Raw genomic sequence first — 20719 nt, forward strand, 5'->3', positions numbered from 1 at the left:
AAATGACATATTAAAATAAAAGTATCGGCGTAATGGCGACATTAGCGGGGATAAAGCTTACGGATACAGTCGCAACCACGGTTTGCGTCGAGGTGTCAATCACCGATACCGTAGCACTGCCAGTATTCACAACATAAGCACGTGAGCCGTCAGGGGTGATCGCGATGTCTGCAGGATCATTGAGACCAGCCACCGTTGTTACCACCGTATTGGTTTCCGTGTTAATGATCGTTACGTCATCCGTTCCGAACGTTGCGACATAAGCGCTTGAACCGTCAGGGGTGATCGCGATTCCGAAAGGAACGCTAAAGGCAGCCAAGGTCACCGTAGCCACGATCGTATTGGTTCCCGTATCAATCACCGATACGGTATGAAGGCCTTGATTCGTGACAAAGGTACGTGAACCGTCAGGGGTGATCGCAAGGCCAAAAGGATCAGCTCCGGCAGGCAAGGCCACGGTAGCCACGATCGTATTGGTCCCCGTGTCAATCACCGAAACGTTGTCGAGACCGTTATTCGCAACATAAACGCGAGAACCGTCAGGGGTGATCGCGATGTCTGCAGGATCAGCTCCGGCAGGCAAGTTTACAGTTGCCGTTACCGTATTGCTTCCCGTGTCGATCACCGATACCGTATCGTTGGCAAAATTCGCAACATAAGCGCGTAAACCGTTCGGGGTGATTTCGATTTCACCAGGACCCGCTCCGATAGGCAAGCCCACGGTATTCACGACCGTATTGGTCGCCGTGTCGATTACCGCTACCAAATCGGCTATAGAAGAGGTGATATATGCCAGCAAACCGCCCGGTGTGAACGCTATTCCGCCAGGACGGCTCACGCCGGTCACCGTAGCTAGGGTCGTATTGCTTTCCGTATCAATCACCGATACGCTGTTGCCCAAAGCATTTGAGACATATGCAAACAGAAGTTCCTCAATCCGGGCAAGCTCCCCTTCCAGAACACGCTCCTTGATGATTTGGCCGTCCGCTCCTTTTTCCGAGACCGTGACGGCAATATCGTTACCCCCAAGTCCGCTGGTGACGACACGCACGCCGAATACATCCAGGTTGGCAAAGACATTGTCCAAGGTAAAGCTGCAATCGGGTTGATCGAACGGATTGAGGGTGACGAAATTTAATGCATTGATCGTTTTGCTTGCAAACCCGGCGCCTGTCGGGTTGATAGAATAGGCTTCGATTCCGGCAGTCGCAGACTTGCGTCCCGTATTGAAAAGACGAATGGTTAACAGGGTCGTTCGGGGAGCATTCCGATTATCGATCGGACCTGTATCAAAAACTGGCATCTTCATCTCTCCTATCAGTCATATTCAGAAAGCTCTCCTTTTCGCGCCGGCTTATTCTAGGTCTAAAACAACAGAATCGGTGTAATCGCGATGCCGTTGGGAGAAGGTCCGACAGGCAAGGTTCCAACCGTATTGTTTGAAAGGATAATTACCGACACCGTTTCATTGCCATTGTTTGAAACATAGGCGCGCATACCGTCAGGCGTGATTGCGATTGAGGTAGGTTGACTTCCGGCAGGTAAAGTCACCGTAGACTCGACCAAATTGGTTTGCGTGTTAATGATCGATACCGTACCGTTAGCAACATTTGCGACACAGGCGCGCGATCCGTCAGGCGTGATCGCGATTGCGAAAGGGAAACTCCCGGCAGCCAAGGGCACCGTAGCTATTACCGTGAGGGTTCCCGTATCAATTACCGGTACCGTATCGTTATCAGCCACGACATAGGCTCGCGAACCGTCAGGCGTGATCGCGATTCCAGTAGGATCGCTTGAGACAGGCAAAGGCACCGTAGCCACGATCGTATTGGTTATCGTGTCAATCAACAATACCGTTCCGTTACCGAGTGAGACATAAGCAGTCGAACCGTCAGGTGTAATTGCGATTCCTTGAGGAAACGCAGGTACGGGCACCGAAGCTACTACCGTATTGGTTCCCGTATCAATCACCTGCACCGTAGAGCCTAAAAGATTTAGGCAGCAGAAATAGGCGCGTAAACCGTTAGGTGTTATCGCAATAGATTGAGGATTAAGATTGCCTGCAGGTACGGTTGCCACAACCGTATTCGTTGCCGAATCAATGACCGATACCGAAGCAGAACCGTTATTTGTGATATAGACGCGCGTACCGTCAGGAGTGATCGCAACGCCATTAGGAACTGAACCAAGGCCGCTCACATTACCGACTATCGTATTGGTCCCCGTATTAATGACCCATCCATTTGCTGCATATACAAATAGCAATTCTCCGATTCGGGAAAACTCCCCTTTCAGCACATGCTCGTTAATGATTTGCCCGGCTGCTCCTTTTTCCAAAACCGTGACGGCAATATCGTTAGCCCCTAGCCCGCTGGTAACGACGCGCACACCGAACACATCCAGGTTGGCAAAAACATTGTCCAATGTAAAACTGCAATCGGGTTTATTGAACGGATTGAGGGAAGCGGAATTTAAAACGTAGAGCGTTTTGCTTGCAAGCCCGCTGCCCGCCGGATTGATATAATAGGCTTCGATTTCGGCAATCGCAGACTTGCGTCCCGTATTGAAAAGACGAATCGTTAACAGGGTCGTCCGGGGAGCATTACGATTATCGATCGGACCCGTATCAAAAACTGCCATCTATCATCTCTCCCTATCAGTCATATTCAGTCTAAAACAATAAAATCGGTGTAATGGCGATGTCAAAGGGAGCAACTCCTACAGAAATCGTCGCAACAACTGTGTTGCTTACGGTATCAACCATCGATACCGTGGCACTACCGAAATTTGCTACATAGGCGCGCGATCCGTCAGGGGTGATCGCGATTGCTACAGGACTCAGGCCAGTCACCGTTCCCACTACCGCATTAGTTCCCGTATGAATCACCGTTAAATTGTTGGCAGTTGCGACATAAGCGCGTGAACCGTCGGGGGTGATCGCGATTCCTGAAGGATCGCTAAACGCAGGCAAAACCACCGTTGCCACGATCGTATTGGTTCCGGTGTCAATGACCGATACCGTATTAGGTCCTTGATTTGTTACATAGGCGCGAGAACCGTCAGGAGTGATCGCAACTCCACGAGGATCGCTTCCGGCAGCCAAAGGCACCGTTGCCGTTATCGTATTCGTTCCCGTGTCAATCACCGATACCGTATCATTGCCAAAATTAGCTACATATGCACGTGAACCGTCAGGGGTAATCGCGATTGCTTGAGGGTCGGCTCCGGCAGGCAAGGGCACCGTAGCCGTTACCGTATTGCTGCCCGTATCAATTACCGATACCGTATCATTGCCAAAATTAGCTACGTATGCGCGTGAACCGTCAGGGGTAATCGCGATTCCCGAAGGACCGCTTCCGGCAGGCAAGGGCACCGTAACCGTTATCGTATTGGTTCCCGTATCAATCACCCCTACGGAGTCACTTATTGAATTTGTGACATACGCGCTTAAACCGCTAGGGGTAATGGCAACTCCGCCGGGGAGGGCTACCCCGGACACCGTAGCCGCTATCGTGTTGCTTCCCGTGTCAATCACCGATACATTGTTACTTAAACCGTTTACGACATAGACAAACAAAAGCTCCTCGATCCGGGCAAGCTCCCCTTCAAGCACATGCTCCTTAATGATTTGACCGTCTGTCGCTTTTTCCGTGATCGTGACGGCAATATCGTTAGCCCCAAGTCCGCTGGTGATGATACGCACACCGAACACATCCAAGTTGGCAAAAACATTGTCCAACGTAAAACTGCAATCGGGCTTATCGAACGGATCGAGGGTTACGATATTTAAAACATAGAGCGTTCTGCTTGCAAGCCCGGTACCTGTCGGATTGATATAATAGGCTTCGATACCGGCAATCGCAGGCAAGCGTCCCGTATTGAAAAGGCGAATCGTTAACAGGTTCGTTCGGGGAGCGTTTCGATTATCGATCGGCCCCGTATCAAAAACTGGCATCTAGCATCTCTCCCTATCAGCAAATTCATATACCAGTATATGTATTTGAGAGACAAATCGTATGGATTATATGAATCTTAAAAACAACTTAAACGGGCCCTCCTTATCGGACATATACTAATCTGCGAGATGACATCTATGCAAGATGACTTGATAGGGAGGTATTTTTATGGCTGTACTCGATACTGGGCCGATAGATAACAGGTTCGCGCCGCGCACGACGCAGCTCGTAATTCGATTGTTCAATACCGGCCGATTGCCCGCGATTGCAGGTGTTGAAGCATACTATATGAATCCTTCCGGGGATGGATTCACGAGTGAAACGCTCTACGTAGTCGAACTGGTCGCTCTAAATCCATTCGGCACGCCCGGTTCCGGGTTTACCGCGGACAACGTCTTTGCGAATCTGGACGTATTCGGGGTTCGGGTCATTACCAGCGGGCTTGGGGCAAACGACATCGCCGTCACGGTCTCGGAAATAGGATCGGACGGGCAAATTCTTAAGGAGCATGTGTTGGAAGGGGAACTTACCCGAATTCAAGAGCTTTTGTTTGCATATGTCGCGAGTCCGGGAAGCAGCACCGTTACGGCGATTAACACGGCAACGAATACGATGACTAGGATTCCTGTCGGAAGCAATCCTAATGGAATTGGGATTACCATCGATGGTACACGAGCTTATGTCGCGGATAGCGGCAATGATACCGTAGCGGTAATTAACACGGCAACGAATACGATATTGACGACGATTCCCTTCCCTGCCGGAAGCGAACCTCAAAGAATTGCCATTACCCCCGACAATTTACGTGCTTATGTCACGAATTCCAGTGCCGATAACGTTACGGTGATTAACACGGCAACGAATACGATATTCACTGTGATTCCCTTCCCTGCCGGAAACGCTCCTACTGGAATTGCGATTACACCCGACGGGTCACGGGCTTATGTCACAAATGATGGAGATATAACCGTTACGGTGATTGAAACGGCAACGAATACGATATTCGCCACGGTTCCCTTCCCTCCCGGAAGCGAACCTAACCGAGTTGCGATTACACCCGACGGGACACGAGCCTATGTCACGGATGGCAGCATTTTTGGTCCCTCTTCGGTCAGGGTAATTAGCACTTTTGCGAATGTAATAGTGGCTACTATTCCCTTCCCTGCCGGAAGCCTTCCTTTTGGAATTGCGATTACCCCAGACGGTTCACGGGCTTATGTCGCGAATAACGACAATGATACCGTGACGGTAATTAACACGGCAGCAAATACGATATTCACGACGATCCCTCTCCTTGCCGGAAGCGGTCCTCTTGAAATTGCGATTACCCCCGACGGTTCACGGGCCTATGTCACGAATATTGATAATTTTTCCGTTACGGTAATCGATACGGCGCTTAATGCGGTCATAGCCAACCTCCCGGTTGCAGTTTCTCCCAGAGGCATTGCGATTACTCCGATTCTATTATTTTAAGCTTGGAGTCATAAATATCCATGAAAAAACAACCTGCGATCGTCAGGTTGTTTTTTCGTGGATGGAGAAGCGACGCTACATCGTGATGAATCGTCTGTCGCCTCAAGCAAGCGCACCTAACGGGTCGCTACGAGAATGGTTACGAAGCCATGCTGGGCGTTATGAATAATCGATTCGACCGTTTGGGTATGTCTCTCGCAAATGCGGAAGCCGCAATTCGTCAGAAGCTGTTCCAATTCGAGCGGACGATAATGGCGAAAATGATGGGGATTGATGCGCTCCGGAAAGCAATAATTGTCGAGATGCGGGATGACGTCCTCGTTCGGCGCCGATATGAGCAGGGCTCCGCCCGGCACTAGAAGATCGTACAGCTTGGCGACGAACGCTTTATCGTCTTGCATGTGCTCCACCGTCTCGAAGCAGGTAATGATTTCAAACTTCCGGATCGGCAACTGCTCGGCAAAATCCTCCGACAGATCCCCCTTGACATAGGCCGCTTTTTCGTGCGGATAGTAAGTCCGCGCCCATTCCAAGGCATGATCCGAGCGGTCAATCCCTATAACCGCACGGCATTTGGAGTAGTGCGCGACATAGCTTGTTCCGTATCCCGATCCGCATGCGACGTCAAGTACCGATACGCCTTCCGGAATGTAAGGAATCGCAAAATGATACCGGATCAGATGGTCGTATTGGGTTTGATCGTACCGTTCGGAATAGACGCGCTCCCAGCTCGTCAGCTCGTCATCCATGTTCCAGTCCGATAAATCCTTATAAATTTTCAAATGGATTCCCCCCTGTTTCTATTAAAATGAGCCGGCGCTATTACACACCGTAATAACCCAGCGTACGCCGCACCCCTTCTTCAAGCGTAACGGCAGGCGTCCAGCCAAGCTTCTCCGCAGCCTTCGCATTGGACAATACGCTGTGCCGTATATCGCCGGGACGCGGTTCCTGGTGTAGGACGGTCCGCTTCCGCCCCGAACAAAGCAGCATGATCTCGATCAAACGGTTGATGCTCGTCTGTACGCCCGTCGAAATATGAACCGTTTCACGGCTGCCCTCCGTCAAGGCGATCGCATTGGCTTCCGCCACGTCTCCGACGTACACGAAATCCCGTGACTGCTCGCCGTCGCCGTGCACGATGATCGGGCTTCCCGTCCGAAGCGCCTGCGTAAACTTGGCGACGGCTCCCCCTTCGCCGATAACGTTCTGGCGCGGACCGTAAACATTGCTGTACCGGAGCATCGTATAATCGAGACCGAACATGCTCCCCGCCAGCCTCAAATACATTTCCGCTACATATTTGGATATCCCGTACGGAGAATTCGGCCCGATCTGATGCCCTTCGTCGATCGGCAAATAGTCCGGATCTCCGTAAATCGCCGCAGAGGCGGCGTACACGATTTTACGCACGCCGTAATCCTTTGCGGCTTCTATCACTTTAATCGTACCTTGAATGTTAACGGCCTCATCAAGGGCCATATTTTCCGTCGATTTGAATACGCTGGCTTGCGCAGCCTGGTGGACGATGCAATCCGGGCGAAAATGCTCCACCGCTCGGCCAAAAGCATCGCTCAGCAGATCGCAATGATAAATGTTGACATCCATGCCCTTGACGTTATCCAGGCTGCCCGTACTCAAATTGTCGGCTATGGCCACCTCATGTCCTTTGCGCAGCAGACGATCCGCGATATGCGATCCGATAAATCCGCAGCCGCCCGTCACCAACACCTTGCTCATCCCCAGCTTCCTCCCGCATCAATCTTGACTGCCTTTTTACAGAGCGCCGATTTCCTTTAGCATCGTTATAAAATGACCGCAGTACGCATCGACGCTGAAATAGTCTTCCACATGACGTTTCGCTTGCCTTCGGATCGTTTCCCGCAGCTTTCTGTCGCCTACCAGCTCAAGCGCTTCGCTTACTGCCCCGTCCACATCGCCATGCTCGAAGTATTTGCCTGTCGCGTTATGAACGATAGCGCTTCTCACCCCGTCCGAATCGGTAGTCAGCACGGGACAGCGGCAGCTCATCGCTTCGATAACGGCGTACGGCGCTCCTTCCACCCTTGACGTTGCGCACAGAAAGCCGCCGGAATCGCCGATTGCCGAGAACAGCTCCGGCATTTGCGCGTGAGGGACATTGGAATGGAGCGTCAGCCGGTTCTCCAGCCGCAAATCCGCCACCGTCCGTTCGAAAGCGTCCTGCTCGCCGCCCTCCGCAAGCGTATGATCGTGAAACATCCACAGCTGCAGGTCCGGTACGCGTTCCGCCAAGTTATAGCCGATATACAGAAAATCGCGCCAGTTTTTGTTGTACTCCAGCCTACCGAACCAGGCCGCGACCGGCGCTTCCCGGCGAGGCGCTGAACGATAGGTGAACGATTCCGTATCGAGCGGATTGTTGAAGCTGTAGGTCATAATTTCCGGGAACGTTTGCTTGCACATGACCAGCACATGCGGAGTGGCGGGCACCAATATCGCATCCGCGTAAGTCGCGACGAACTCGCGGCTGACAGCCATTTTGCGCGCGGCCTCCTCCATGGTGCCGAGTCCTTGTATTTCATACACGATGCGTCCCCCGTACCCGAGCTGACGAATCGCCCGCACCTCCGTAAATGCGCATGTAACGACGACCGCTTCGTATTGGTAATGATTGACGATCCCGATCATTTCGGCCGGATCGTTTGTCACGAACGTTTTGATCGTCTCCTCGGCGCCGATATTTTGCAGCCCGCTGCCGGGGTGGAAATATAGGCAATGGCATTCGATGCCGCGTTTGGCAAGCGCACGGCAGCGCTCCCGGTTCAACGTGTCCATGCCGCCGCCTGGAATGATGTACATGAACAGGATTTTCATAAACGATTGCCCCTCGTTTCTCTAATCGCGATCGGCGCATCTGTCCGCACCCGAACGAATGGATCTTACATGACACCAAGTTGCTGGAGCATATTGACAAAATTAACGGAATACCGCTCGATGGAGAAATGCTCCTCAACGTGCTTCCAAGCCTGAGCGCGTATTTGTCCCCGCAGCTTCGTGTCCTTCATCAGCTCCAACGCCTCCCGAACGGCGCCGTCGATATCGCCGTGCGCATAAAATTTGCCCGAATAATTATGAATGACCGCCGTTCTCACACCGTCCGAATCGGTCGTCAGCACCGGGCAGCGGCAGCCCATCGCTTCGTAAATGACATATCCCGCTCCTTCTACTCTCGACGTCGAAACGGTCAGTCCTCCGGAATCCCCGATAGCCGAATAGATGTCCGGCATTTCCGCGTGAGGGACGTTGGAGCGAAGCACGAGCCGGTCCCGCAGGCCGAGATCGGACACCGTAAGCTCGAACGCTTCCGTCTCGCCTTGTTGGGCGAGCGTATGATCGTGGAACATCCAAAGCTTCAAATCCGGAAAATGCTCGAGCAGGTTATAGGCGATAAACAAAAAATCGCGCCAATTTTTGTTATATTCCATTCGTCCGAACCAGCCGAGAATCGGGGAAGTTTCGGAAATCTTTTTGCGGTAAGAGAACAAGCTCGTATCGATCGGATTGTTGAAACTGAAGCGCATTTTGTGCGGCAGCATTTCGTCGTACAGCGCATGCAAATGCTCCGTTAACGGCAGCAATATCGCATCCGAATACGCGTTAATGCAATCTTTGCCCGCGAGCGTCTCATGCCTCGCCATATCCATCGTGCCGAGCCCCTGGTTTTCGAAAATGACAGCTCCTTTGTATCCGAACTGCCGCAGCATACGCGCTTCCAAGTAAGCGGACGTCACGACAATGGCGTTGTATTGATACTGGTTGACGATCCCCATCATGCCGGCCGGATCTTTCGTAATGAAAGTCGGAATGCCTTCTGCGTTTATATTTTGCAGGCCGCTTCCGGGATGAAAATAAAGACAATGGCATTCGATGCCCCGCCGGGCCAGCGCATGGCAGCGCATCCGGTTTAACGTGTCGACGCCGCCGCCCGGGATGACATACATGAACAGAATACGCACGTTTAGGTCACCCCCAGCTGTTTCAAATGCTCCAGATAAGCGGTCATCCGCCGATTGTACGTATCCTGAATCATCGCCACCTCGTGCGCGACGTGGGATGCGCAAGTAATTTCCCGCATGTTGGAGTGCGTCCGGTGCAGCGTCAGCGATTCGTTCAGAAAGTGAAAATCGACGCCGTTCAAGATGATTCTGTACCACATGTCGTAGTCGTGCGCGAGCCATAGCCCTTCGTTAAACAAGCCAAGCTCAAGCATCAAGCTGCGGTCCGTCATAACCGTACACCCGTTAATCGGATCGCCGATCAGAAACGTGCTGTACAGATGCGTCACCGACCGGAACAGCATCGCCGCCGCTTGCGCGAAAACATGGCTTTTTTCGTTGATTTTGTCGTAATTCGTAAAGCATGCCCTCGCCTGATGCGCCATCATGTACGAAACCTGGCGTTCGACCTTGTACGGATAGTACATGTCGTCTGAGCTGAGCCAGCAGAAATAATCGCCTGTCGCCTCGAGAATGCCGCGGTTGACTGCGCTCGCCGTTCCGCCGTTCGGTTTCTCGATAAATTTGATGCGGTCGAGAAACGGCTTTACTCTGCCGAGCTGCTTGGTCGAGCCGTCGCTGACGACGACGACCTCGACGTTGGAATACGTCTGGTGCAGAGCGCTTTGTATGGCCTGATCGATATATGGATCGTTATAAAAAGGAATGACAATCGATACTTTGGGTAACATCGGTTACGACCTCCTTCGAAAATAGGCAAGCGCGCCTTCTATCGAATGCTCGAATGGAATGGCCGGCCGCCAGCCGAGAGCGGATATAAGCGTAAGATCGACGGGTTCGGGATCAGGAAGCGAGAGCTGATTTTCGCGAATCGAAATCTTCAATTCCGCCGGCGATTGGTTTTTGAACGCCTCGACCGTCTCACCGAGCAACCGCTGCGTGCCCGACCCGATCTTGTATGCGGCGCCTTCGCTGCCCCTCTCCAAAATTACCGCGTAAGCCGCCACCGCATCCCTTACGTCCAGAAAGTCTCGTTTCTCTTCGTAGGAGGACAGAACGAACGGCGCAGCCGATCGGCCAGCTTCCACTTCGGAAACCCACTTGGCAAGCAAGCCGCATATCCCGTTGGATGGCCCCGGCCCGATCAGATTGGAGGGCTGAACGAACAGCACCGGCTGTCCGAATAAATGTCCCCAAGATTGAGCGGCGAGCAGCTGCATCGTTTTGCTCAGGCTATACGGATGCGGCGGCTTAGGAGCTTCACTGGTCATGGCGAAGTTCAGCATCGAGCTGACGGCAAGTATCCGGCAGGAAGGATTGACGAGACGCGCGGCATCAAGCAAATAGAATGTAGCAAGCACATTCGTTTCCATGCAGTCTGCTGGCCGTTTCCACGATTCCGAGACGGCGTTCATGCCGGCCAAGTGCAGAAGGTAATCGGGCTTTGTGTCCTCCATAAGCTTGTGGACGGCACGGCTGTCGGTCAACTCGCACGCCACGGTCCGGCAGCCTTCCGCGACCGGCTCCGGAGACGTGACGTTTCGCACGACGGCAACTACGTCGTACCCGGAGTCGACGAAATACCGGCAGGCATGCCGGCCGGTAAAGCCGGCCGCCCCCGTGATCAGCAAACGATTGCCGGTCATCGTCTTCCCTCCATCCATTCGCGCATTTCACTTATCATGACGGACAGCGCCGGAACCTTGGGATCGAAGTCGGACCGCGTGTTGCGAAGCGTGCGGTCGAGCCTGATCGCGTCGTCCGGCACGATCGTGACGTCCTCCTTATCGAAGGCCGCTTGAAACATGCGCAGCAGCTCGCACTTGCTCGCTTTATCCGCCGCCGTCAAATGATACAGCCCGGTTACTCCGCCTTCGAGCATCCGAACGGCCGACTTCGCGAGCTGCAGCGTCGTCACCCCGTTCCACATAACGCGGGTATAGCCTTTTACGACGCCCTTCTGTTTCATGAACCATGCAAACAGCCCGATTCCGTTGTCGCGGATTTCCGGGCCGATGATGGAGGTGCGTATCGTCAAATGAAGCGGACTGCGCACTTCCCCCATCGCTTTGCTCCGCGCATAAACGGATGTACCGTCAGGCAAATCGCCTTCTTCGTAATCGCCGCGCTCTCCCGAGAACACGCAATCCGTACTGATATGAACGAGCTTCCCGCCGTTCCGCTCGACGAGCCTGCGCAAATGATGCGGAAGAAGGCCGTTCACGTAGAACGCCTCCTCCTCGTTGCTTGCCGCATGTTCGTTGAGCATGCCGATCGCATTGATGACCGCATCCGGCCGGAGCTGCTCCAACAGCTTCTCGACCGATGGCAGGTCCGCCGCATCCAGACAGATGCCCTGCGCATCGCTTGCATCGCGGGTCGTATACCGTACGTCGTGGCCGGTTTCCCGCCGCAAGTAGTCGATCAGCATATGTCCGGCCATCCCCCTGCCGCCCAATACGAGAATTCTCATGGCAAAAACCTGCCTTTGACAAGAAGACTTCGAATGTCTGCCTTGTTCATGAGCCCTTCGTTCGAGCTATAATTCAGCTTCCCGGCAGGCGGATATTCGGCGTAAGTTTGCTTCAGTCCCGGTATATCCAGCGTCGGCAAAATGATCAGATACTGGCTGTCGTAGGCGATCGTATTCGGGCTTTCGTACTCGGAGTAAAGAATCTCGTGAATTTTTTCGCCCGGTCGGACGCCCAGCTCTTTGATCGTCACGTTCGTCCGCCCTAGCGCCTCGATCAGCACTTCGGCGAGATCGATTATTTTGCAGGTAGGCATCATCATGACGAAAATTTCGCCGCCCAAGCTCTCCTTCGACGCTTTGAAGAGAAGCTCGATCGCATCTTCGAGCGTCAGGAAAAAGCGGGTCATCTGCGTGTCGGTTATGCCGATTTCATTCTTTTCCTTGATCTGTTTCATGAAAATATGAATAACGCTGCCGTTCGTGCCTAGCACGTTGCCGCCCCGTACGCAAACGAATTTCGTTTCGGATTTCAGCAGATTGGCATGAACGATCAGCTTCTCTCCGATCGCCTTCGTCATGCCGTAAAAGTTCGACGGGTTGGCGGCTTTGTCCGTCGAAATGTAAATCACTTTTTTCACCTTGTTCTCGATGGCCGCCTCTATGACGTTCTGCGTGCCGACGACGTTGGTCTTGAGCGCTTCCAGCGGCTGGTCCTCGCAAACCGGCACATGCTTCAGCGCCGCGAGATGGTAGACGTAATCCGCCCCGGCGCTTGCTGCGATCAGCGCCTCCTTATCCCGGATATCGCCGATGCAGAACCGGAGCCGCGGATCGTCGAACGCCCGCTTCATCGCCACTTGACTCGTTTCGTTGCGGGAAAATACGATGATTTCCTTCGGGTTTTTGTAGAGGAGCTGTTTCACCAGCTCATGTCCCCAAGAACCTGTCCCCCCAGTGACAAAAAACGTGCTGTTTGTGAACATTTGCTTTGCCCTCCTACTGTCTTACCTTCGAATTTGCCCGCTCAGAAACTTGACGACCTTGGCGGAAACGTCCGTATCCAAATACCCTACGGGACATACCCAATCGGCCGGCATCGATAGCATCGCGTCGACAGCCTTGGCGATTCGGTCCGCATTAACGCCGGAAACGACGTTACTGCCGCAATCGACCGTTTCGGGGCGCTCCGTGCTGTTGCGTATCGTTACCGTAGGCACATGGAAGATGCAGCATTCTTCCTGCACCGTACCGCTGTCCGTCAAGGCGCAGCAAGCGTTCTTCTCCAGCGTAACGAAGTCGAAGAATCCGAACGGCTCGTAGCATTCGACCAGCGGATGCAGCGTCAGCGAAACTTCTCCTTCCAGTCTGGAGCGCGTCCTCGGGTGCAAGCTGCAAATCATCCGCCGCCCGTATTTCGCCGCGACCAGGTTAAGCCCGTCTACGATCGCCCTCAAGTGGGCAGGGTTGTCGACGTTCTCCGCACGGTGCACCGTTACGACAAAGTAAGGCTCCTTCTCCAGCTGCAGCCGTTCCAGAATCGTACTTCCTGCTATTTCTTTCTCAAAATACCGCAGCACCTCGAAAATCGGATTTCCCGTTTCGACTATGCAAGCGTTCGAGATGCCTTCCCTAAGCAGATTTTGCTTACTTTGCGGGGTGTAGGGCATGTTTATGCTGGAAATCGCATCGATGACACGGCGGTTCTTCTCTTCGGGCACCGTCCAGTCGTAGCAGCGGTTGCCCGCTTCCATGTGGACGACTGGGATGCCCATCCGTTCGGCGACGATAGCGCTTAGCGCGCTGTTCGTATCGCCGAGCACGAGCACTTTATCCGGCTTTGCCGTTTGCAGAATGCGCTCGGTCTCGCTAAACAGCACCGACAGCTGTCCGCCCAGCGAAAGCTGCTTATTCGCGAGCATGTAATCCGGCTGCCTTACGTTCAATTCGCGGAAAAACACTTCGCTGAGCGAGGGTACGAAATTTTGCCCCGTAAAGACGAGCGTGTGCGAGTCCGCATAGGAATCAAGCTTGCGAATCACGAGACTGAGCCTGATGATTTCAGGCCGTGTACCGAGAATCGTCACGATGTTCATGAACGTTCGCTCCATTCGTTAAACTCCGTTCGTACAGCTGCCTCCTGCCAGCCGTCAAACCGGTAAGGGAGACTACATCCGGATCGGCTTTCCGATTTCAAAAGAGGCGATTTCGTTTGCGGCAAGCGCAACGATTCGGTCGTACCGCAGCAGAAACGAATATAACGCTTGTTCGCTCTCAACCGGGCGCAGCTTCTGCCTCTCCGCATAGAACACGCTGCCGTCGGCGGAAACGTACAGCTCATAGTCGAGCAGCACGCCGCTCTCGAATTGCCGGTCGTCGATCGGCCGTCCCTCCGCGAAAAGCTGCAAATAAGGGTCCGGCAGGCGCAGCGCTTCACCGGCCGCTCGTTCGATCTGCTTAAGCAGTTCGGCCGATTCGATCTTATGGCGAATCCCATCGCTAACCGCATAAATCGATCCGTCCGAAGCGGCAACGAGCATATGCCTCGGCGCATCGGCCGGCAGCAAACTCTCGCAGCAAACGGGCCGCCCCGTCGGGAATCGCGTTAACGCGTCATGATCCGTCACGACGACTCGTTCCCAGCCGTACCCGAAAAAGTAAAGGGACTGCTCACTGGCGAAGGGGCGTTTCTTGCCGTCCTCCAGCAAGAAAAGCGCATTCGAATCCGCCATGAGCACGATTCCGTTCGGCCATTCGAGCGGCATCCCCTCCCTGGCCTTCTTGACCGCACCCGCTTTCTCGACGATACGGTCGATAATCCCTTTAAGCCTTTCGCGGTAAGCCGTAATGCCGAAATGGCCGATCGCAATCGCCTTGCTCGCTTCGCCTACCGCTTGCCGGTAGGCCGTGTCCGCGGCCAAAATGCCGACGATTTTGGCAAGAGCCGCAGCGTCACCCTTCGGCGCGAGATGATTGCCGTTGCCCGTCACCGTAAGCAGCTCAGCCAGTCCGCCCGACGCGTAAGCGGCCACCGCTTTCTCGAACATCATGCCTTCGAGGGCGGTCATGCCGAACCCTTCGTCGACGAGGCTCGGCATAACCAGCACGTCTATGGCAGGCAGCACCGCTTCGATCCTTCTCGTAAAGGGCGCTACGAAGAACCGCTGCGCGGCGCCCGAGAGCCGTACATGGTGCATGCAGGCATCATAGTATCCGCGTTCCGTCGGGTTGCCGACGATCAGGAAGCGGGCCGATGGCAGCGATTGGCTCAAGACGGTCGACATGAAAATAAAGTGCTCCAGCCCCTTCTTCGGAACGAGGTCCGAGGCAATGAACGCGATGAGCGGCTCGCTTTCGCTCAGCCGCAAATTGTTCCGAAGCGTCTTCCGATAAACGGCGTTCGTTCCGGCCCGTACCGTACCGTTCCAAGCCGGGTACAGGACATTCGTTTTGAACGACAGCCCGTACCTGAGATACGGAGCCAGCATCGTGTGGCTGATGCCCACGATCAGATCGGAATGCTGGTTCATGAAAGCGACGGCGTCGTTCGTGTATTCATTCTCAAGCAGCATCTCGGTCACAAGCCATATGACGGGAATGCCGAGCCGCTTCGCCGCAACGGCCGGAACCGGATTGACGCAGGTAACGGTTACGACCGCATCCGGCTGGCGGATGTGCATGATATCCAGAAGCGGATTGACATAGCCGGCAACAAGAGCCTGCTCCAGCTTAGCCTGCGTATTCGGCTGAGGCTCCCAGAGCGCCTCCGTAATCGGATAATGCTGAACGATGATGTCAATGCCGATTTTGCGCGCCTCGCCGGATAAAATCCCTTCGTTCGGAACGACCAGTATGCAGTCGTGCATCCGCTTCAGCTCGCCAAGCAGAAAAAGCAGAAACTTCTCCGCACCGGTTATATGATCCGTATAGCAAATGTGGGAAAATAGCATAATTGTGCTTCGGGACACGGGATTGTCACCTCCTGTCGGACTGAAAGCCGAAAACTACCCCATGCCTGCCTGGTACCCTTGCGCGGCGCCCGCCGGGAAGCCGGCATGATATCCTTCTTGGAAACCTCGCTGGTATGCCGTAAGCAGCCGGGGACGCCGTTTACCGAGCCTCCGGCCCCCTTTTCTCCCTTTTCTCCCTTTTCGTCCCGCTGCTCTCCTGCCTTTCCCCATTCTCTTGCCTGCAGGCAGCGGGATTCTCCTTTTCCGTACGGCTTTCATGAATACCCTCCCTCTTCCTTGCCGACAGGCCCGTCTGTCGCTTCCTGCACGCTCTCCGGGATCGACACTTCATTCTCCAGCTCCACATGTCCCGGAAGCATTTGCTCCAGATTGACGTATTCGGGATCGGCGAGCGGGACGACTTTGTGCGGAAACATGATTTTGAACATCGAACGCAGCCTATTCGGATACGTGTGCTCGAGCAGCGTTCGCCGCAGCCCGCGAAGCGAGATGTCTCTCCGTTCCCGTTCGTGGGTCAAATAGTGATTCATCTTCTCCACGAAATCATGCGGATTGTGATACGTCACGATTTCTTCCCCCGGCCGGTACATCGTGCTCAAGTCGCTCCGGACATCCGTCAGCTGGAAAGCGCCGCATGCGGCGATTTCGAAGGTTCTGGGATTTACCGATTGCGCCGGAATCCGCCTGCGGTTGCTGTTCCACGAATCGTCCGTTGCGGAGCGGTGGATGTTGATGACGATCTTCGAGCCGAAGTAATGGCGCGCCGTTTCGAGCGGTCCCATCCATGCCTTCGTATTGATCTGCGATGCAAGCCGGCGGTATGATTTGAGACGCTGCCACCACCATCCCGAGATAAGCACCCGCTTTCTGGCAAGCGCCCCGGCGACTTGGTCCATAAAGTGGACCCGGTTCCAGAAGGCCGATCCGATGAAGCAGACGTCCTTTCGGTAGTTCAGGACGACCGGTAGCGGCCGGTACACGCTCGGGCTGGCAGCAAGCGGCATATGATGGACGTTCGAGTGGCCGAGCCGCCGGTAAAAGTCGACGCACCCGACATCCTGCGTAAACACATAATCGTAATGGACGGCTAGGCGCGGCGTGAAATCGGAATAATACGGATCGTCTGTGAACCAAACGGCCGTCGGAATGCCCTCGGCCCGGATCGCCCTTACTTGCTCCGGAGGGAATTCCATGCCTTCCAGCACCAGCACAAGATCCGGGCGTAATTGTCTCGCTGCGGCAGCTACGTTCGTATTCGGCGCAACGACGTTCCGAACGGCGACGACTTCCGATAGCGCTTGGATGACGCCATCGTCGAGCGGCGAATAGGGAAAACCTTTGCCGGACGTCACATAGAGCACCTTCAAATCGAGCTGGGGCGACTGATCCTTCGGAATTTTGGCGATAACCGCGTTGCATTCCCCAAAATAATGACCCTCGTTCAGGCCTTCCCGATAGCCGTTCTCCCTCCCTTGGCTCCAGCTTCCGCCCGCGATTTTTCGCCGAGGCCCCGCCGCGCGTTTCTTTATCCTTCTTTTGCCGGAGGGAGCGCTCCCTCTTTTAATTTTGGTGGCCGGTTTGCTGCTCATGCTCTTCCCTCCCAAGCGTTTGATCGCCCGCTCCTGTATCGCCCGATGGAACCGGCCCCGGGCGCTCTTCCCAAGAAGCCCCGCCGGAACGGAGCCCTTCTTCGGCAACCGGAGGAGCGGCCGACCTGTTCCTTTTATTGGATAGCAAACTTCCCGTACCCATCGTCGTCACGAGCAGCGTGTACAGCCTGCGCCTGTAAGAATGCTCGGCAAGCGTCCGGTGCAGCGCTCTGGCCGCAATGGCCCGTCTCTGATCCTCGTACCGCAAATAATGCTCGATCTTGGCAATCAGCTCGCCCGGGGTCGAGAACGTTTCGATATCGTGCCCGGGCGTGTAGAAGTTCGTCAGATCGCTGCGGATATCGGTAATTTGCAAGGTGCCGCACGCGGCGATTTCAAAGGTGCGCGGGTTAACCGACAATCCGGGCAGACGCCTGCTGTTCCGGTTATGCAGCGCATCGTCGTGCGAACGATGAATGTTGATGACAATTTTGGAGCCGGCATAGTAATTGACCGTTTCAGCCAGATCCGTCCAAGCCGCAATTTTAGGTGCAAGCTTTCTGTAATGCCTAAGCCTTCTCCATAATCCTCCCGCCAGGAACGAATTCTTGCGGGCTAAGTAGGGGGCGATTTGATCGAATGTACGGATCCGGTTCCAGAAGCCGGTGCCGATAAAGCTGATTTCCTTGCGAAAATGAATCGGCACTTGGCGAGGATGAAAAATGTTGCGGCTCGCCGCAAGCGGCAGATGATGCACGTGCTGGCAGCCCAGTTTCCTGTAGAACGGCACGCAGCTGATTTCATGTGTGAACACGTAATCGAAATGCCGCGCAATCGCCGCCGATTTGTCCGTAAAATACGGATCGTCGACGAACCATACGGCTACCGGGATGCCCAAAGCGCGAATCGCGTCGACGACCGGGGGGCCGATCAGATGAATCCCGTTCAGGACGAGCACGAGATCCGGACGAAGCTGCGCAATTTTGGCGACCGGGTTATCGTATGGCAAACAACGCGAAAACCTGGTGACGAGTCCGCTCAACGATTCAATAATGCCGTCGTTTACGCCGAACATCGCTTCTTCGATATAAGCGACGTGCAGGTCGAACAGGACGCCCTCCGTCTCGGCGTGTTTGGCGGTTATCGCTTGGCAAACCCCGTAATGGTGGCCTTCGCTCCATCCGACGTTGTAGCCGGCAGCCCGGCCTTGCGCCCAGGAATTTCTAGGCTTGGGCATACTGGTAACCTCCTAATCCTCATTCGTGCCGCTACCCGACATGAATGCCGACGCTTCCGCCAGCGAATCGAACGTTCCGGCATCGGTCCACCAGCCTTCAAGTACGGAGTAAGTAAGTTTGCCGGACCGGGCGAATGCATTGTTGACATCCGTAATTTCCATCTCCCCGCGCGAGGAAGGCTTGATTTGGCGGATGATCTCGAACACCGACGAATCGTAGAGATAGATGCCGGTGACGCAGTAATCGCTGGAGGGGGCGGCAGGTTTTTCCTCGATATGTTTGATTTTGCCGTTCTCGATATAGGGGACGCCGTAGCGCTCCGGATCGGGCACCTGCTTCAGAAGCACCATCGCTCCTTCCGGCTGCCCGTCGAAAGCCTTGACGTAACCGGACAGCTGCGCCTCGAACAAATTGTCGCCGAGCATGACGACGAATTTCTCCCCTTTCGGAATGAACGACTCCGCCGCCGAAAGCGCCTGCGCGATGCCGCCCGCCTCATCCTGAATCCGGTAGGTCAGACTGACCCCCCATTCGCCCCCGCTGCCGAGCAGTTCCATGAACAGTCCCGCGGACTGCTTTCCGGTGACGATCATGACGTCGCGAATGCCCGCTTCGCGGAGCTTATTGACGCCGTACAGGATCATCGGAAGCTTTCCTACGGGAAGCAAATGCTTATTGACGATTTTCGTGAGCGGATACAGTCTGGTGCCGGTACCTCCCGCTAAGATGATTCCTTTCATCGTTTCGACCACCTCTCCACATAATCCCCGCAGCTGCGACCGGACATTGCCCGCTATTGCCGCACCGGCCGGGAACTCCGGGAACGAAAGCCGCCGGCGTCTTCGGTCGCGTACTTCCTTACCGGGAAATCGGATAACTTCCGTAGCTTCATACCGTGTTGAACGCCGGGTATGGCGCTTGGCGCTATCGCCAAACGAACCGGCGGGGATCGACTCCCCATTTGTTCATAAACTTTCGGCGGTTCTCCGCAAGGAGACTCATCCTGCGAAGCCGGTATTCCCTGCGGAAACTGACGCTGCCGTAATGGTGCACCATCACGTCGCCGGCCATCATCAGCCGGTATCCGGCTTTTCGGGCTCGGTAGCAGTAATCGTCATCCTCGTAATAGCCCGGAGAGAACGATTCGTCCAGCTCGCCGATGCGCTCCATCACCTCCCGTTTGAACAGGAAGCAAAGTCCGACGATCCGGCTCACCCTCCGCCATCTTCTCGGATTATGCCGATTGTGCCGCCTTGCGCGCAGATGAAATTGACGGATGGTACGATAATCCTTCCTGCGCTTCTGTCTTCCGCTCGCATAGTTCGTAACCGGTCCGACGATGCCGACGTTCGCGGCGCTATTCAAGCAGGCAAGCATATTCGGCAGCCAATTGTGGGTCACGACGACATCGTTGTTCAGCAGCAGCAGCGTCTCCCCTTTGGCTTCCCGGAGTCCCGCGTTGCAAGCCTTCGGAAACCCCTCGTTGGAAGCCAGTTTGACCACATGGACATTCTCCGCCGCACACCAATCGTCCGTTCCGTCCGTCGATCCGTTATCGACGACGATCACTTCATAAGCCCCCTGGGTATGAGCGCGGATCGCCTGGATGCAGCCAGCCAGCATTTGCAAGGCGTTGAATGTCGGTATGACGATGCTCGTTAGCGCCATAAAACCCCCTCCAAGCTCGTTTCTCCAAACTTATCAATATGCGTCCGCCCGTCGGCTTTTAGAGGCTAGCATTCACCCATAAGTAGGATAGAGTCTTGCCTTTCTAGTTCCCTAGCGAGCGAAATATAGTTTAATTACACCCCATTGTATGTACAGGAAAACGATACGGAACGGCATTTGTACAACATATCCATATGCCTCCCGCAAAACGCGAAAGACGCCTACAGGGCCGTCCGGCCGACTGTCAGGCGTCTTTCGCTAGTTGTAGATTGTGAGTTTTCGTGAGGCCTTCGCTAGGCTTAAGGCGAACCGTACATACGGTTCCGCCGAGCCGCAGGATTGTACCGGCTAGAACC

The 20719-nt window shown here is 54.6% G+C and carries 19 protein-coding genes; 1 reads left to right on the forward strand and 18 read right to left on the reverse strand.

The window, feature by feature from the left end; all coding sequences use genetic code 11:
- Positions 1 to 10: 10 nt before the first annotated feature.
- The 3 genes from ACKGJP_RS26540 to ACKGJP_RS26550 form a co-directional block, all read right to left on the reverse strand.
- Positions 11 to 1303, reverse strand: coding sequence for a beta-propeller fold lactonase family protein (locus ACKGJP_RS26540; RefSeq protein ID WP_409341788.1), 1293 nt, complete (start codon positions 1301 to 1303; stop codon positions 11 to 13).
- A gap of 62 nt (positions 1304 to 1365) precedes the next feature.
- Complete coding sequence (locus ACKGJP_RS26545) at positions 1366 to 2640, reverse strand: beta-propeller fold lactonase family protein (RefSeq protein ID WP_409341789.1); 1275 nt, start codon at positions 2638 to 2640, stop codon at positions 1366 to 1368.
- Positions 2641 to 2671: 31 nt separating this feature from the next.
- Positions 2672 to 3955, reverse strand: coding sequence for a beta-propeller fold lactonase family protein (locus ACKGJP_RS26550; protein WP_409341790.1), 1284 nt, complete (start codon positions 3953 to 3955; stop codon positions 2672 to 2674).
- Between the two features lie 169 nt (positions 3956 to 4124).
- Here ACKGJP_RS26550 and ACKGJP_RS26555 point away from each other — a divergent pair, with 169 nt between their 5' ends.
- Entirely contained in the window at positions 4125 to 5429 is a 1305-nt protein-coding gene (locus ACKGJP_RS26555) for a beta-propeller fold lactonase family protein (protein WP_409341791.1), read from the forward strand.
- A gap of 116 nt (positions 5430 to 5545) precedes the next feature.
- On the opposite strand, the gene ACKGJP_RS26560 is transcribed toward ACKGJP_RS26555, so the two are convergent.
- The 15 genes from ACKGJP_RS26560 to ACKGJP_RS26630 all read right to left on the reverse strand — a co-directional run bounded on the left by ACKGJP_RS26560 (position 5546) and on the right by ACKGJP_RS26630 (position 20363).
- Positions 5546 to 6211 carry a class I SAM-dependent methyltransferase gene (locus ACKGJP_RS26560; RefSeq protein WP_409341792.1) on the reverse strand — a complete coding sequence of 222 codons (666 nt, stop codon included), beginning with the start codon at positions 6209 to 6211 and terminating at the stop codon, positions 5546 to 5548.
- A gap of 40 nt (positions 6212 to 6251) precedes the next feature.
- Positions 6252 to 7169, reverse strand: coding sequence for an NAD-dependent epimerase/dehydratase family protein (locus ACKGJP_RS26565; RefSeq protein WP_409341793.1), 918 nt, complete (start codon positions 7167 to 7169; stop codon positions 6252 to 6254).
- A 36-nt stretch (positions 7170 to 7205) separates the two neighbouring features.
- A complete protein-coding gene (locus ACKGJP_RS26570; protein WP_409341794.1) occupies positions 7206 to 8285 on the reverse strand; it encodes a glycosyltransferase family 4 protein in 1080 nt (359 codons plus the stop codon).
- Positions 8286 to 8350: 65 nt separating this feature from the next.
- Entirely contained in the window at positions 8351 to 9427 is a 1077-nt protein-coding gene (locus ACKGJP_RS26575; protein WP_409341795.1) for a glycosyltransferase family 4 protein, read from the reverse strand.
- A 2-nt stretch (positions 9428 to 9429) separates the two neighbouring features.
- Positions 9430 to 10158 (reverse strand): glycosyltransferase family 2 protein, encoded by a 729-nt coding sequence (locus ACKGJP_RS26580; RefSeq protein ID WP_409341796.1) that lies wholly within the window; start codon positions 10156 to 10158, stop codon positions 9430 to 9432.
- A gap of 3 nt (positions 10159 to 10161) precedes the next feature.
- Positions 10162 to 11073: an NAD-dependent epimerase/dehydratase family protein gene (locus tag ACKGJP_RS26585; RefSeq protein ID WP_409341797.1), complete on the reverse strand. Its 912-nt coding sequence runs from the start codon at positions 11071 to 11073 to the stop codon at positions 10162 to 10164.
- Positions 11070 to 11900 carry an SDR family oxidoreductase gene (locus ACKGJP_RS26590; protein WP_409341798.1) on the reverse strand — a complete coding sequence of 277 codons (831 nt, stop codon included), beginning with the start codon at positions 11898 to 11900 and terminating at the stop codon, positions 11070 to 11072. The genes ACKGJP_RS26585 and ACKGJP_RS26590 overlap by 4 nt, the downstream gene beginning before the upstream one ends.
- On the reverse strand, positions 11897 to 12883 hold the full coding sequence (locus ACKGJP_RS26595; RefSeq protein WP_409341799.1) for a polysaccharide biosynthesis protein: 987 nt from the start codon (positions 12881 to 12883) through the stop codon (positions 11897 to 11899). Before ACKGJP_RS26595 ends, ACKGJP_RS26590 begins: the two co-directional genes overlap by 4 nt.
- 21 nt (positions 12884 to 12904) lie before the next feature.
- Positions 12905 to 13993: a non-hydrolyzing UDP-N-acetylglucosamine 2-epimerase gene (gene wecB / locus ACKGJP_RS26600; RefSeq protein ID WP_409347261.1), complete on the reverse strand. Its 1089-nt coding sequence runs from the start codon at positions 13991 to 13993 to the stop codon at positions 12905 to 12907.
- 72 nt (positions 13994 to 14065) lie between these two features.
- Positions 14066 to 15865: a glycosyltransferase family 4 protein gene (locus ACKGJP_RS26605; protein WP_409341800.1), complete on the reverse strand. Its 1800-nt coding sequence runs from the start codon at positions 15863 to 15865 to the stop codon at positions 14066 to 14068.
- 36 nt (positions 15866 to 15901) lie between these two features.
- Positions 15902 to 16126: a hypothetical protein gene (locus ACKGJP_RS26610; protein ID WP_409341801.1), complete on the reverse strand. Its 225-nt coding sequence runs from the start codon at positions 16124 to 16126 to the stop codon at positions 15902 to 15904.
- A complete protein-coding gene (locus ACKGJP_RS26615; protein WP_409341802.1) occupies positions 16123 to 17457 on the reverse strand; it encodes a glycosyltransferase in 1335 nt (444 codons plus the stop codon). The genes ACKGJP_RS26610 and ACKGJP_RS26615 overlap by 4 nt, the downstream gene beginning before the upstream one ends.
- On the reverse strand, positions 17429 to 18694 hold the full coding sequence (locus ACKGJP_RS26620) for a glycosyltransferase (protein ID WP_409341803.1): 1266 nt from the start codon (positions 18692 to 18694) through the stop codon (positions 17429 to 17431). The genes ACKGJP_RS26615 and ACKGJP_RS26620 overlap by 29 nt, the downstream gene beginning before the upstream one ends.
- A gap of 12 nt (positions 18695 to 18706) precedes the next feature.
- On the reverse strand, positions 18707 to 19435 hold the full coding sequence (locus tag ACKGJP_RS26625) for a sugar phosphate nucleotidyltransferase (protein WP_409341804.1): 729 nt from the start codon (positions 19433 to 19435) through the stop codon (positions 18707 to 18709).
- 184 nt (positions 19436 to 19619) lie between these two features.
- The gene (locus ACKGJP_RS26630; RefSeq protein WP_409341805.1) at positions 19620 to 20363 is read right to left on the reverse strand and encodes a glycosyltransferase family 2 protein; all 744 of its coding nucleotides are present in this window, start codon (positions 20361 to 20363) and stop codon (positions 19620 to 19622) included.
- Positions 20364 to 20719: the final 356 nt, after the last annotated feature.

Source organism: Paenibacillus litoralis, assembly GCF_046244365.1.
Taxonomy (GTDB): domain Bacteria; phylum Bacillota; class Bacilli; order Paenibacillales; family NBRC-103111; genus Paenibacillus_V.